Source organism: Roseateles asaccharophilus (assembly GCF_004362405.1).
GTDB classification, from domain to species: domain Bacteria; phylum Pseudomonadota; class Gammaproteobacteria; order Burkholderiales; family Burkholderiaceae_C; genus Kinneretia; species Kinneretia asaccharophila.
Window position 1 is genome coordinate 82,108 of sequence record NZ_SNXE01000004.1, and the last position, 13,563, is coordinate 95,670.

Below are 13,563 nucleotides of genomic sequence, written 5' to 3' on the forward strand. Positions count from 1 at the left end.
GGCTCAATCGGCTCCGTGCTGGTGACCCGACGGCGTGCCCGCATTGCGCTGCAGGATATTGGAGAACTCTTCGATGAAGGTCTCCATGGTGATGGCACTGCGGTCGATCTGACGGGCGAATCGGTTGAAGCCCAGCACCGCCGGAATGGCCGCGAACAGGCCGATGGCAGTGGCCACCAGCGCTTCGGCAATGCCGGGGGCCACCGTGGCCAGGGTCACCTGCTGCAGATTGGACAGGCCCACAAAGGCGTGCATGATGCCCCAGATGGTGCCGAACAGGCCCACATAGGGCGAGACCGAGCCCACCGAAGCCAGGAAGGAAAGCTGTGACTCCATCGCGTCGAGCTCGCGCTGAAAGCTGGCGCGCATGGCGCGACGTGCGCCATCGAGCAGTGCGCTGGGGTCGCTGACACGGCGTTCACGCAGCTTGAGAAATTCGCGCATGCCCGCGGCGAAGATGCGTTCCAGCGGGGCGCTGCCTTGCTTGCCGTTGACGTTGTTGTAGAGCTCGTTGAGGTTCTTGCCGGACCAGAACTCGGCCTCGAAGGCCTCGTTGCCGGCCTTGATCTTGGAGAGGGCGAAGAACTTGCTGAAGATCACGCTCCAGCTGGCGAGCGACATGCCCACCAGTCCCGCGATCACCAGTTGCACCGGCAAGCTGGCGTGCATGATCAGGCTGACGATGGAAAGATCTTGGTTCATTCTCGGGTGGTGGCGGGCAAGAGAGGGGTGGTGCGGGTGTCCAGCGCCTGCAGGATGGGCGCGGGAATGCGGGTGGGCTTGAAGCTGTGGCTGTCCACGCAGCCGATGCGGATCTCGCCCTCGGCCAGCAGGGCGCCATCGCGGGCGCGGCGGGCCTGCTGGAACAGCGTCATGCTGACGCGTCCGCGCTCGGTGAGTCGCACCGAGACGTGCAGGAAATCATCCAGCCGGGCGGGGCTCAGATAGCGCACCGAGGTGCTGCCGACGATGAACATGGCGCCGCCCTCGACCCGCAGCTGTTCCTGCTCGAAGCCCAGGGCGCGCAGCCACTCGGTGCGGGCGCGCTCGAAGAACTTGAGGTAGTTGGCGTAGAAGACCACGCCACCGGCGTCGGTGTCTTCCCAGTACACCCGCAGACCGTGGGAGAAATCGCTCATGCTGTCTTCTTGGCGGGCAGGGCGGCAGCCAGACGGGCCACGGCCTCCTTGAGATCGTCCAGGCTGCTGGCGAAGGACAGACGCACCCAGCGCTCCGCGCCCAGCTTGCCGAAGTCCTTGCCCGGGGTCAGGGCGATATGGGCCTTGTCCATCATCTCGAAGCAGAAGTCCCAGCTGCTGTCGCTGTAGGCCGAGACATCGAACCAGACGTAGAAGGCACCGTCGGGCATCACCGGCACCGTGAAGCCCAGCTGCTGCAGGGCCGGCACGATGTAGTCGCGGCGGGCACGGAACTCGGCGCGGCGCTGCTCGTAGATCTCGAGCTGGGCCGGCTCGAAGCAGGCCAGGGCCGAGTGCTGGGCCACGCTGGAGGCGCAGATGAAGAGGTTCTGCGTCAGCTTCTCCACGGCGGGCAGCAGGGCCGGCGGCAGCACCAGCCAGCCCAGGCGCCAGCCCGTCATGCCGAAGTACTTGGAGAAGCTGTTGACCGAGATCACATCCTCGCCCAGGGCCAGCACGCTGTGGCCGAAATGGGCCTCGTAGCTCAGGCCCAGATAGATCTCGTCCACGATGCTGATGCCGCCGCGCGCCCGCACCGCCTCGACGATGGCGCGCATCTCTTGCGGCTCGATGGAGGTGCCCGTGGGGTTGCTGGGCGAGGCCAGCAGCACGCCGCGGGTGTGCTCATCCCAGGCCGCCTCGATCTGCGCTGCCGAGGGCTGGAAGCGCTGCTCGGGTCCGGCCGGCAGCAGCACGGCCTCGGCATCGGCCGCGGCCACGAAATGGCGGTTGCAGGGGTAGCAGGGGTCGGGCATCAGCACCCGGTCACCGCGCTCGAACAGGGCCAGGCAGGCCAGCTGCAGCGCGGCCGAGGCGCCGGCCGTGACCACGATGCGCTCGGGCGCGATCTGCAGGCCGAAATGCGTGCCATACCAACGCGCAATGGCCTCGCGCAGGGCCGGCAGGCCGGCAGCCGGCGTGTACTGGGTGCGGCCGGCCGCAATGCAGGCCTGAGCCGCGGCCTGAACAGCCGGCGGCGCCGCAAAGTCGGGCTCACCGATGTTCAGATAGATCATGCGCCGGCCGCCCTGGGCCGGATCGCAGGCCGGGCTACGGGCGATCTCGGCCGCGGCCTTGGCGCATTCCATCACGTAGAAGGGCTCGATGTGTTCGAGCCGCTGGGCCAGCTTCATGGCGTGCGTGCGTGCGGACGGGCGACGAGGCTCAGCGCTTGGCGGCCTTGACCTCGGCCGGGCGCAGGTCCGCGGCGGCGCGGTCGAGCACGCCATTGACGTATTTGTGGCCGTCGGTGCCGCCAAAGCTCTTGGCCAGCTCCACCGCCTCGTTGATCGCCACCTTGTAGGGGATGTCGATGCAGTGCTTGAGCTCGTAGGCGCCGATCATCAGCACCGCATGCTCGATGGGCGAGAGCTCGGTGGTCTTGCGGTCCACATGGGCGGAGAGCACCGCGTCCAGGTCCGCGGCCTCAATCACGCAGCCGTGCAGCAGGGCTTCGTAATGGGCCTGATCGGCCTTGTTGAAGCCGTCCTGCTCGCGCATATGGGCGTCGATGGCACCGGCATCCTCGCCCGCCAGCAGCCATTGGTACAGGCCTTGCAGCGCGGCCTCGCGGGCGCGGCGGCGGGCGGACTTGGGGGCGGCACGCTTGCCGGCCGGCTTGTTGGTCTTCTTGTCTTCAGCCATGGTCGTTGTTCAGCGCAGGGTGTCCAGCAGATTGGCCATTTCGACCGCAACGCGGGCGGCGTCGCGGCCTTTCTCGTCCACGCGGGCCCAGGCCTGTTCCTCGGTCTCGACGGTGAGAATGGCATTGGCCACAGGCACCTGGAAGTCCAGCGAGACCCGGGTCACGCCGGCGCCGCTTTCATTGGCCACCAGCTCGAAGTGGTAGGTTTCGCCACGGATGATGCAGCCCAGGGCCACCAGAGCGTCGAAGTCCTCGCGCTCGGCCAAGGCGTGCAGGGCGACCGGAACCTCCAGGGCGCCGGGCACGGTGATGTGATGGATGTCGGCCGCATTGACGCCCAGGGCCTGCAGCTCGTCGATGCAGTGCGTGGCCAGGGCGGAGGTGAGGGCGTCATTGAAACGCGCCTGCACGATGCCAATGCGCAGGTCTTGGCCGTTCAGATTGACGGCCTGGCCTTTGTCGGCTGCTTGCATGAAGTGAGAGTCCTTAACTTTGATTGTCCGGGCCGCGGAAACCGCTGACCTCGAGGCCGTAGCCGGTCATGCTGGGCATGCGTCGCGGGCTGCCCAGCAGCTGCATGCGCTGCACGCCCAGCTCGCGCAGGATCTGCGCGCCCACGCCATAGGTGCGCAGGTCCATGGTGGCGCGCGGCGCGCCGGCGCCGCTGGCGGGGCGCTGCAGGCGTTCCAGCAGGTCGTCGGCCTCTTCGCCGCAGTTCAGCAGCACGGCCACGCCGCGGCCGGCGCGCTGGATCTCGGCCAGGGCCTTGGGCAGGGGCCAGGAGTGGCCGCTGGGGCCGGTTTCCAGCAGGTCCAGCACCGAGAGCGGCTCATGCACACGCACCACCACCTCGTCTTCCGGGGTCCAACTGCCCAGGCTCAAGGCCAGATGCACGCTGCCGCTGCGGTCGCGGAAGCTGCGGGCCAGGAACTCGCCCTGGGCCGTCTGCAGCGGACGCGAGCCCACGGCCGTGATGATGGATTCGTTACGGCTGCGGTATTCGATCAGGTCGGCGATGGTGCCGATCTTCAGGCCATGCTCCTGGGCAAAGAGCTCCAGATCGGGCAGGCGCGCCATGGTGCCGTCGTCCTTCATGATCTCGCAGATCACGCTGGCGGGGCTCAGGCCGGCCATCTGGGCCAGGTCGCAGCCGGCCTCGGTATGGCCGGCGCGCATCAGCACGCCGCCGTCCTGGGCTTGCAGGGGGAAAATGTGGCCCGGTTGGACCAGATCGCTGGCCTGGGCATGGCGGGCTACGGCGGCCTGCACGGTGCGGGCGCGGTCGGCGGCCGAAATGCCGGTGGTCACACCGGTGGCGGCCTCGATGGACACGGTGAAGGCCGTGCCATGCTTGGTGCCGTTACGCGTGGCCATGGGCGGCAGCTGCAGGCGTTCGCAGCGCTCGCGGGTCAGGGTCAGGCAGATCAGGCCGCGTCCGTACTTGGCCATGAAATTGATGGCCTCGGGGCTCACATGGTCGGCCGCCAGCACGAGGTCGCCCTCGTTTTCGCGATCTTCTTCGTCGACCAGAATGACCATGCGACCGGCTGCCAGCTCGGCAACCAGCTCGGGAACAGGTGATATGGGCATAGGGCGTGATTGTAGGCGGCCTAGAGTGCCCAGCCGCGCGGGCGGGCGATCAGGCGAAGATCTTCGCCCACGGGCGCGATCTCGCGCCAAAGCAGCTGCGGCGCTTCATCCAGGGAATCCAGCGGGCCAAAGGCGGCCATCTCCCGGCCCTGGCCCAGCAGCTTGGGCGCCAGATAGATCAGAAATTCGTCCACCAGGCCGGCCCGCAGCAGGGATCCATTGAGTTTGTGGCCGGCCTCGACATGCAGCTCATTGATGCCGCGCCCGCCCAGGTCATGCATCAGCGCGGCCAGATCCACCTTGCCGCTGGGATCTGGCAGCAGCACGATCTCGGCGCCGGTGGCACGCAGGGCGCGGGCGCGTTCGGCCGCATCCTGGGCCGCATAAATCAGCACCTGCCCGGGCGGCTGCAGGATGCGCGCGCCCGGTGGCGTTTCCAGGCGGGAGTCCACAATCACCCGCAGGGGCTGGCGCTGTGTCGGCACCCAACGCACATCCAGGCGCGGATCATCCTCCCGTACCGTGCCGATACCGGTAAGCAGGGCGCCGGCCCGGCGACGCCAGGCATGGCCGTCACGGCGGGCCGGCTCGGCCGTGATCCATTGGCTGCGGCCATCGGGCAGGGCGGTGCGGCCGTCCAGCGAGGCGGCGATCTTCATGCGCACAAAGGGTCGGCCGCGCAGCATGCGCGAGAAAAAGCCGATATTGAGCTCGCGCGCCGGCACGGCCAGCAGGCCCAGGCTGGTGCGGATGCCGGCGGCCTGCAGGCGTGCCATGCCCTGACCAGACACCTGAGGGTTGGGGTCACCCAGGGCCGCCACCACCCGGCCCAGACCCGCGGCAATCAGCGCGTCGCAGCAGGGCGGCGTGCGACCATGGTGGGCGCAGGGCTCCAGGGTGACGTAGGCCGTGGCGCCGCGCACGTCCTCGCCGCGCGTCTGGGCGTCGCGCAGGGCCATGATCTCGGCATGGGCCTGTCCGGCGGCCTGGGTATGGCCAGCGCCCAGCAGGCGTCCATCGGGCGCCAGGATTACGCAGCCGACGCGGGGATTGGGATCGCTCAGGCCGATGGCCTGTTCGGCCAGCTTCAATGCCTGGCGCATGGCCGCTTCGTCGGCGGCGCTGAAAGAGTCTTCGACAGCGGTCATGGCGGCAGTCTAGCCGCGGCCATGGCTAACGCGGGTCGGGCTGGTGCTCGACGGTGGCACTGTTGAAGAAGTGTCCCTGGCTGGGGTCGACGGGATGGCCAGCCGGGCAATTGCGCGAGCCGGCCACCACCAGGAAGTTCTGCTGCACCAGGGAGGCCTCGACCTTGAGGTAGTTCAGCGGATGCTCGGTATTGCCGATGCTCTTGTCGGCGTTGTAGTCGGCGCTGTAGCGGCAGACGCGGTAGGCATTCGGGCCGCTGAGTGGCAGATCCAGGATGTTGAGCCGGCCATCCCAGCTGGGGGGCGTACGGCTGATGTTCGGGTAGACGATGCAGTAGTAGCGAACACCCTGGGTGCGGGTGGGGTCGGCAGCGGCGGGGGCGTTGTTGAAACACTGATGGCTGGGCACGGGTGTTTGCGCGTTGACCGCGACCAGGCCAAGGTTCAGCGGCAGGGCGGGGCTGAGGGGGAGTTCCGGGTCGGGCGTTTCGCCCGTGGAAAAGCGCACGTGACCGGCCAACAGCATGGCGTTGGTGCTGCCGGTGCAAGAGGCCGCCAATTCGGCTGCGCTGATCGTCTCCGTGGTCGCCGCAGCCGAGAGGCTGCTACACAGCTGGATGATCAGACCGCTCTTGTTGTCGAAGATCCAGGCCACGCCACTGGCGAGTGCGGGCGGTTTGAGCAGACTGCGACCGTCGCCCAGATCCTTGGCCTCCGGCGGGATGGTGGGGTGACGATCCGCCGGGCGGCGTAGCGGCGTGCCATCTGGCGGCACCGAGAGTGCGCCGGCCAGGCGCGGATCGCTGCGGGTGATCACGCTGTCGAGCTGGATCTGCTGTTCCTGGCCGACACGGTCCTGCCAGCTCACCTGCACGGCGACGGCCACCCCCAGGCCGTCGGGCGTGGCGCTGACGTTGCGTGTGAGGGTAAAGCTGGCATTGGCAATGGTGTCGCCCGCATTCGCGCGGGCGGCTTCGGAGACGATCTGGGTATAGGCTCGCCGACGGTCCTCGGCATTGCCCGAGGCCTGCAACAAGGAATAGGCCCTCAGGGTTTCCATCTCCTGCTGGGCCAGACGCACGGCCTCGGTACGCTGTCGCGCCAGGTCTGCGCTATTGCGCATGGTGCCCTGCAGGCCGATCAGGGCCACCATGCCGAAGGCCATGACCAGGAGCGAAACCATGGCCTCGATCAGGGTGACGCCGCGCTGCCGGCGCATGAGCGGGTGGGTGTTCATTGCGTGGCGTCCATCCAGCTGCCCGGCACCCGCACAAAGCTGCCGCGCTGATTGCTGATCGTGCCCAGAGTGCCGGCGTCGTAGGCGATGTCCACCGTGCCGGCGGCCACCATATCGCCCTCGCTCAGCAGGGCGCCGATGAGCCGGGCGGGCTGTCCGCTGCTATTGCTCCAGCTGGCATCGCCGCGGGCATAGATCAGGCCATGGAGCAGCATGGGGCCTTCCATCTGCAGGCTGCCGTTGACCACCAGCACGATGGGGCGGGTGGGGCTGCCCAGTTGCACATTGCTGCCGATGCGGGCCGCGCCATCCACCCAGATCAGGTCGGCGCCTGCGGCGATGGCCTGGCTCAGGGCGTCTGCACAGTCTGCATTGCCGCAGCGCACCTCGCGCATCACGGCCTGCTGGCGGTAGGTCTGTGGCGCCATGCCGAAGAAGAGCCGGAACATATCGTCCCCCGTCCCACGTCGCAAACTACCGTCATCGCGGATCAGGGCGCTACCCGCCGGCGTGCCCGGCGTGCTGCTGGAGCGGCCCAATGACCCGCGGTACTCCGCCTGCCCGGTCTGCATCAAAAGGCCACCGGTGTCGGGATGGGTGTTGTGCAGCCCCAGCCCCACGGTACCCAGGTCCACGCTGCCGCGCACGGTCAGGGGGCTGGCGGGCGGCGTCTTGAGTGCGCTTACGAGGGCCGCATCGAACTGGAGGGTGTTCTGCGCCAGATTGTTGGTGGCGGCGCGGGCCAGATTGCGGCAGTTTGACAGGCGATCGGTGCAGCCCTGCACCGTGATGCGCACCACACCCGGCCGTGGCGAGACGGCAAAGCGCGTGCCGAACATGGGCTGAATCCGCCCATCGGGATCGGCCGCCGGGGCCAGGGTGACCACGCCATTGGCGGGGCAGTCGCATTGCCAACCCTGGCCACCATTGCGTGCGCAGGCGGCCACTTCCCAGTTCGTGTTCTGGATATTGCGACCGATGCTGCGATCGGCCGCAATACCCAGGTGTATGTCGCGAAAACGCTGGCCCGCGGCCGAGGGCTGGCAGTTGGGGCCGACCAGATCACCGTTGAGTGCACCCAGCACCCACTCCGCGCCGGCCTCCGCCGCCTCCTGAGCCAGGGCAGAGCGGTAGTAGTTGCTGCCAATGCGCTGCTCGAACACCAGATTGCGGTTGGAGAAAGCTGCCACCATGGCCATGATGAAAAAGAGCACCATCACCAGCACAAGGGTGCTGGCGCCTTGCTGCTGCGTCCGTCCGAGACGCTGATGGTGCATGAATCTCATGTAGCTGGACAGGCGCCGAAGACGGCGTCATTGCGCAGGCGCGTGCTGACATGGATGCTGCGGCTCACGTTCGCGCGGTCATGCCTGGCGCGCCCTTCCAAGCGAAGCGATACATCGAGCACCTGCTGCTGCGGACAGTCGGCATCGTTCGCGCAGGGCGTAGGGCAAAACTCCTTGAGTGAGATGGTCTGGACCTGAGGGGTGACCTGGAACACCGTCACCTCCAAGGTGTTGGGATCGGTCAGGGGCTGCCAGCTGCCACCCAGGTTGAACTGCAGTACGCCTTGCCGCAGCCGGTAGCCGAAGACCTCGTTGGCATCGACCTGGTTGTTCTCGTTCGGGGCACTCTTGGCGTCCAGGGCCGAGGTGTAGCTGTAGAGCACCTGTTTGCCGTCTTCGGAGACCTGCAGGGCCAGGGGGTAGGGGTTGGCCGTCACAGGCGCCGTCGGCGCCCAGACGGACTGAAAGGCCTGGGCCCGGTAGCCCGAGCGGCGCAGGTCGCGCAGCATCAGATCGGCGGCGGCTCGGAGGTCTTGCTGGATCTGGGTTTCGAGGGTGAGGCGGCGATGCTCGTCGATCTGGTTGACCATCATCGTGGAGGCGCCGGCCACAATGATCATGCCCACCGTGATGCCCACCATCAGCTCGACCAGACTCAGGCCGCCTTGGCGGGATCGTGAACCTCGATGGGCAGGGTTGGCCATGATTCAGCTCTCCCTCAAGGGGGCCGCACAGCGCGGGACATCGCTATAGGAACCATTGGGCGAGCACAGGGTCGGGCGTCCCAGGGGTGTGAGCTGCATGCGCAGCTGATAGCCGCGCCCGCCGGTGATCTCCACCATGGCATTGTTCGGATTGGCTTGCAGCGAGGGCACCATAAAGGCCAGGGCAAAGCCCTCGATGCCCGGGCGGCCGGTTTCATAGCGCAGCTGTTCCGCGGGCGCCAGGCTGACGCCGGTGAGCGAGGGGATCGACACCGTCTTGAGCTGGAGAAAGCCACCGGTGCAAATGGGGGTGCTGCTGCAATCGCAGCGCCCCAGGGCGCTGAATTCGGCAATGGTGTAGCAGCTCTGCGAATTGCCGCTGCTGAAGAAGACATTGACCCGGCGGTTGCGCAGCCCGGCTTCGGAGCGTGCGTAAACCATCAGGGTGCTGAGCTCGTCGGCCACAAGACGCACCCTACGCTTGTTCATGAAGTCAGCCAGGGAGGGGGTGATCACAGCAAGCACGATACCCAGGATGCCGACCGTGACCATCAGCTCAATCAGGGTCAGACCACGTGCCTGACCTTGCCGCGGACGGTGGTGAAAAGGGCAGCGCTTCGATTTCATCACTGCGCCCAACATTTGCCTGACGTCGGCTGGCGGTCCGAGTCCGCACTGGTGTAACTGACCTGCCCGCCGTTGACCGCAATCCCCAGACTGGCGCACTGGCTGTCACTGGACTGAGTGCCTGTGGCGACGGGCGTGGCTGTCACGGTGTAAGTGCTGGTGCCCACATTGCTCAGCGCGATTTCGTAATAGCCCTTGGGTGAGCTGCCACTGTTGAAACCCAGATCGCTGAGCCTGCTGGTGTAGCTGGTGCGATTGGCGCGCCAGCGCTCCTGGGCCTGCTGTACCGCGGTGAGCATGGCGATGGCGTCGGAACGGCGGCTCTTCTGCACCATCTGCTGATAAGTCGGGAGGGCCACGGCAGCCAGGATCCCGACCACGATCAGGGCCAGCATGATCTCAACCAGGGTGAAGCCACGCGGCACGCACGCAAGCGGGCTGACTGGCAGGATGCGAGCTGAGGGCGGCATGGGGGAATTGTGGTCAGCAGTCGTGAAGGATTTCACATCTTTTTCGCCGTTTGTCGTCGATGCCTTGCCGTTGGTCGCCCGCTCCCGCGTTCGAGGGGGCCGGGTTAACAAGGGGGTAGTCCCCCCACGGGCGCGGCTGGCGCACAGCTGCGTACCCGGCCCGCGATGCTGACGATATGGCGGATGCTTTGCTGGTCTGCGCCGACGATGTCAATGCTGCCGGTCGAGGTCACGCTGCCCTGGCGAGGCTGGAAGCTCATCTGGCCGACATTGGCTTGCAAGCTGCTGAAGCCGCGGCTCGGCGGCAACCACTGCAGCTTGATCAGCTGTTCCGCCTGCGCGCAGACGGCCTGACCCTGGTCGGAGCAGGCACAGTCGCCTACCTTGCCGGTGTGCAAGATGTAGCAGCTGCCCTGCGGGTGCTGACTGATGCGCAGGTGCACGGCGCCAGCCCCCAGTACCGCCTGACTACGGGCCTCCTGCAGATCGGTGTAGAGCATCCGGGCGATGCCCTGCAGCTGTTGGCGCTGCTGAAACTGTCGAAACTGGGGCAGGGCGGCCGCCAGCAAGATGCCGAGCGTCAGAAAGGCCATGCAGCTTTCAATGAGGCTGAGGCCGGCCTGCCGGTGGCCTGCTGTCACGTGACAGCGCAAAAGGGGGATGCCAGGGCGCATAAAGCCTCCGCCAGATGGCAAGGGATTGCTCAGAGCAATCTAGGCCCGAGGTTTCGGGCTTTCTGTCCTGCCTAAGGGGGAGGCGCGGGGGGGGCTTTGGGGGAGGCTCGGAGGAAAGGCGGAAGGGGGAGGGCGCCTGGCTGGTGGCTCAGATGTCTCGAATCAGCTGGCGGAACTCGTCCACATCCTCAAAGCTGCGGTAGACCGAGGCAAAGCGCACATAGGCGACTTTGTCGATCTTCTTGAGCTCACGCATGACCAACTCCCCCAGCTTGGTCGAGGGGAGTTCGCGGGCCCCGCTGGTCAGCAGCTTTTCCTGAATTCGCTCCAGCGCCGCATCGATTTGCTCAATGCTCACGGGGCGCTTGCGCAAGGCCAGCTGCATGGAGGCGCGCAGCTTGCTGGGGTCGAAATCCGCGCGGGTGCCGTCCTTCTTCACCACCACGGGCAGGGCAATCTCAGCCCGCTCGTAGGTGGTGAAGCGCTTGTCGCAACTCAGGCAGCGCCGCCGGCGCCTCACCACATCGCCTTCGTCCGATTCCCGGGTCTCGGCGACCTGGGTTTCACCGTGATTGCAGAAGGGGCAGCGCATCGGCGGCGGGGCGCTTTAACGGTAGACCGGGAAGTCGCGCGTCAGGGCGGCGACCTTCTCGCGCACGGCGGCCAGATTGGCTTCGTCATGCGGCTTGTCCAGCACATCGGCGATCAGGTGGGCGGTGATGCGCACCTGTTCTTCCTTGAAGCCGCGCGTGGTCATGGCCGGAGTGCCCAGGCGGATGCCGCTGGTGACCATGGGCTTTTGCGGGTCGTTGGGGATGCCGTTCTTGTTGCAGGTCATGTGGGCGGCGCCCAGGATGGCCTCGGCTTCCTTGCCGGTGAGGTTCTTGGGGCGCAGGTCCACCAGCATGACGTGGCTCTCGGTGCCGCCCGAGACAATGCGCAGTCCGCGCTCGATCAGGGTGTCGGCCAGCACCTTGGCATTCTTGACCACCTGTTCTTGGTAGGCCTTGAACTCCGGCGTCAGCGCTTCCTTGAAGGCCACGGCCTTGCCGGCGATGACATGCATCAGCGGGCCGCCCTGGATGCCGGGGAAGATGGCGGAGTTGATCTTCTTGGCAATGGCTTCGTCATTGCACAGGATGATGCCGCCGCGCGGGCCGCGCAGGCTCTTGTGGGTGGTGGAGGTCACCACATCGGCGTGCGGCACCGGGTTGGGATAGACACCCGCGGCGATCAGGCCGGCGTAGTGGGCCATGTCCACCATGAAGTAGGCGCCGATTTCCTTGGCGATCTTGCCAAAGCGCTCGAAGTCGATGCGCAGGCTGTAGGCCGAGGCGCCGGCGATGATGAGCTTGGGCTTCTTCTCGCGGGCCAGGGCTTCCATGGCCTCGTAGTCGATCTCTTCCTTGGCGTTCAGACCGTAGGAGATGACGTTGAACCACTTGCCGCTCATGTTCAGGGCCATGCCGTGGGTCAGGTGACCACCTTCGGCCAGGCTCATGCCCATGATGGTGTCACCCGGCTGCAGCAGGGCGAAGAACACGCCCTGGTTGGCCTGCGAGCCCGAGTTGGGCTGCACATTGGCGAAATTGGCGCCGTAGAGCTGCTTGAGACGATCGATGGCCAGCTGCTCCACCACGTCCACGTACTCGCAGCCGCCGTAGTAGCGCTTGCCGGGATAGCCCTCGGCGTACTTGTTGGTCAGCTGGCTGCCCTGCGCCTGCATCACGGCCGGCGAGGTGTAGTTCTCCGAGGCGATCAGCTCGATGTGATCTTCCTGGCGACGGTTTTCGTTCTGGACGGCGGCCCACAGTTCGGGGTCGACGTTGGCGAGGGTCGATTGGCTGCGATCAAACATGATGGTGGTGGTTCATGATGAGGGTTGGGCCCGGAGCGAACCACGGCGACGCGCGCAACGGCTGGCTGGGCTGCCCAGGCGAACGGCTGTTGACGGCCAAGCCCTAGGCCTGGAACCGTTCGCGCTCCCCGGTGGTCCACCACCTCGGGCCGCCGGCCGGTTGATGCCGTCCGCAGCCTTGATCGCCAGTTGCGCGAAGGCCCCAGTGTAGCGGACACCGGGGCCTTGCTCGATGCTTTGCAAGGAAGTGATGAAACTCACTCCAGCAGCGCGAGCTGTTCCTGCTTCAGGTCCCGCTTGGGCGAGGGTTTCTCGGCGCCCGCGGTCGCCGGGGCAAAGCTGCGACCCGTGACGAGGGACTTCATTTGCTCGTGCTCGGCCAGGACTCGGTTGGCATAGCCAGCGTCGTCGGGCAGATTGGCCGCACCCACGTAGTAACGCAGGCCTTCTTCCAAGCTACCCGCGCGCTGGATGCACTCCTTGAGCACCTGCACACCGACCCGCAGATTGGTGATGGGGTCGAAAGCGGCCAGATTGCCACCGAAAGCCTCGTACTTGTCGTCGTGCACCCGGGTCATGACCTGCATCAGGCCCTGGGCACCGACGGCACTTTGTGCAAAGGGGTTGAAGCCCGACTCGATGGCCATAATGGCCAGGATCAGGGTCGGTTCAACGCGGGCACGCTGCCCCACAACCCAGGCTTCCTGGACCAGCCGGCTGATGGGCTCTGGTGCCACCTTGTATCGCCTGGACAGCCACATCGCCACCGCGGCCTGCTGGCGCGTCAGCTCTTTGGGGTCGGCGGCGGTTGCGCGGGCCAGGGCTTCCGGCTCGGCCACGCCCAACAGGGTGTTGCCCGAGGCTTCGGCGCGAGCTTCCTGGCGGGCGTTGAGCCAGCCAAAGGCCTCGGTTTCGAGCTTGTGGCGGAGATCCGCCTGACTGCTGAACATCAGCAAAACAGCCACGACGGCCAGACCCAGCAGGGCCAGGGTGTTGTGGCTGACCACCAGCAGGCCCTGACCGATATCCTTGACAAACAAGGTTGCAGCGGCAGTGGCACCACGAGTGAGGGAAGAAACACTTTGACGCGCTGTCATGCGACTCCTTTCTTCTCCGCCTGGTCCG

General features: G+C 66.5%; 16 protein-coding genes and 1 riboswitch. All 16 genes read right to left on the reverse strand.

What is annotated here, in order from left to right:
- Positions 1-3 precede the first annotated feature (3 nt).
- Positions 4-702 carry a protein TolQ gene (tolQ, locus tag DFR39_RS10470; RefSeq protein ID WP_133603510.1) on the reverse strand — a complete coding sequence of 233 codons (699 nt, stop codon included), beginning with the start codon at positions 700-702 and terminating at the stop codon, positions 4-6.
- Positions 699-1,139, reverse strand: a complete 441-nt coding sequence (gene ybgC, locus DFR39_RS10475; RefSeq protein WP_133603511.1) for a tol-pal system-associated acyl-CoA thioesterase — start codon at positions 1,137-1,139, stop codon at positions 699-701. The genes tolQ and ybgC overlap by 4 nt, the downstream gene beginning before the upstream one ends.
- On the reverse strand, positions 1,136-2,332 hold the full coding sequence (locus tag DFR39_RS10480; RefSeq protein ID WP_133603512.1) for a pyridoxal phosphate-dependent aminotransferase: 1,197 nt from the start codon (positions 2,330-2,332) through the stop codon (positions 1,136-1,138). Before DFR39_RS10480 ends, ybgC begins: the two co-directional genes overlap by 4 nt.
- Before the next feature lie 31 nt (positions 2,333-2,363).
- Positions 2,364-2,843, reverse strand: a complete 480-nt coding sequence (nusB, locus tag DFR39_RS10485; protein WP_133603513.1) for a transcription antitermination factor NusB — start codon at positions 2,841-2,843, stop codon at positions 2,364-2,366.
- Between the two features lie 9 nt (positions 2,844-2,852).
- Entirely contained in the window at positions 2,853-3,317 is a 465-nt protein-coding gene (gene ribH / locus DFR39_RS10490) for a 6,7-dimethyl-8-ribityllumazine synthase (protein ID WP_133603514.1), read from the reverse strand.
- A gap of 13 nt (positions 3,318-3,330) precedes the next feature.
- The gene (ribBA, locus tag DFR39_RS10495; RefSeq protein ID WP_133603515.1) at positions 3,331-4,434 is read right to left on the reverse strand and encodes a bifunctional 3,4-dihydroxy-2-butanone-4-phosphate synthase/GTP cyclohydrolase II; all 1,104 of its coding nucleotides are present in this window, start codon (positions 4,432-4,434) and stop codon (positions 3,331-3,333) included.
- A gap of 20 nt (positions 4,435-4,454) precedes the next feature.
- A complete protein-coding gene (gene ribD, locus DFR39_RS10500) occupies positions 4,455-5,582 on the reverse strand; it encodes a bifunctional diaminohydroxyphosphoribosylaminopyrimidine deaminase/5-amino-6-(5-phosphoribosylamino)uracil reductase RibD (protein ID WP_246030785.1) in 1,128 nt (375 codons plus the stop codon).
- A 25-nt stretch (positions 5,583-5,607) separates the two neighbouring features.
- Positions 5,608-6,819 carry a prepilin-type N-terminal cleavage/methylation domain-containing protein gene (locus tag DFR39_RS10505; RefSeq protein WP_133603516.1) on the reverse strand — a complete coding sequence of 404 codons (1,212 nt, stop codon included), beginning with the start codon at positions 6,817-6,819 and terminating at the stop codon, positions 5,608-5,610.
- A complete protein-coding gene (locus DFR39_RS10510; protein WP_162849487.1) occupies positions 6,816-8,096 on the reverse strand; it encodes a PilX N-terminal domain-containing pilus assembly protein in 1,281 nt (426 codons plus the stop codon). Before DFR39_RS10510 ends, DFR39_RS10505 begins: the two co-directional genes overlap by 4 nt.
- A 5-nt stretch (positions 8,097-8,101) precedes the next feature.
- The gene (locus DFR39_RS10515) at positions 8,102-8,809 is read right to left on the reverse strand and encodes a PilW family protein (protein ID WP_133603518.1); all 708 of its coding nucleotides are present in this window, start codon (positions 8,807-8,809) and stop codon (positions 8,102-8,104) included.
- A gap of 3 nt (positions 8,810-8,812) precedes the next feature.
- A complete protein-coding gene (locus tag DFR39_RS10520; RefSeq protein WP_162849488.1) occupies positions 8,813-9,436 on the reverse strand; it encodes a pilus assembly FimT family protein in 624 nt (207 codons plus the stop codon).
- On the reverse strand, positions 9,436-9,906 hold the full coding sequence (locus tag DFR39_RS10525) for a type IV pilin protein (protein ID WP_133603771.1): 471 nt from the start codon (positions 9,904-9,906) through the stop codon (positions 9,436-9,438). The genes DFR39_RS10520 and DFR39_RS10525 overlap by 1 nt, the downstream gene beginning before the upstream one ends.
- 104 nt (positions 9,907-10,010) lie before the next feature.
- On the reverse strand, positions 10,011-10,499 hold the full coding sequence (locus DFR39_RS10530) for a GspH/FimT family protein (RefSeq protein WP_162849489.1): 489 nt from the start codon (positions 10,497-10,499) through the stop codon (positions 10,011-10,013).
- 229 nt (positions 10,500-10,728) lie between these two features.
- Positions 10,729-11,172, reverse strand: a complete 444-nt coding sequence (gene nrdR, locus DFR39_RS10535; RefSeq protein WP_133603521.1) for a transcriptional regulator NrdR — start codon at positions 11,170-11,172, stop codon at positions 10,729-10,731.
- A gap of 15 nt (positions 11,173-11,187) precedes the next feature.
- On the reverse strand, positions 11,188-12,438 hold the full coding sequence (glyA, locus tag DFR39_RS10540; protein ID WP_133603522.1) for a serine hydroxymethyltransferase: 1,251 nt from the start codon (positions 12,436-12,438) through the stop codon (positions 11,188-11,190).
- Between the two features lie 65 nt (positions 12,439-12,503).
- A riboswitch (ZMP/ZTP riboswitch) is annotated at positions 12,504-12,641 on the reverse strand.
- 54 nt (positions 12,642-12,695) lie between these two features.
- Positions 12,696-13,535, reverse strand: coding sequence for a lytic transglycosylase domain-containing protein (locus DFR39_RS10545; RefSeq protein WP_133603523.1), 840 nt, complete (start codon positions 13,533-13,535; stop codon positions 12,696-12,698).
- Positions 13,536-13,563: the final 28 nt, after the last annotated feature.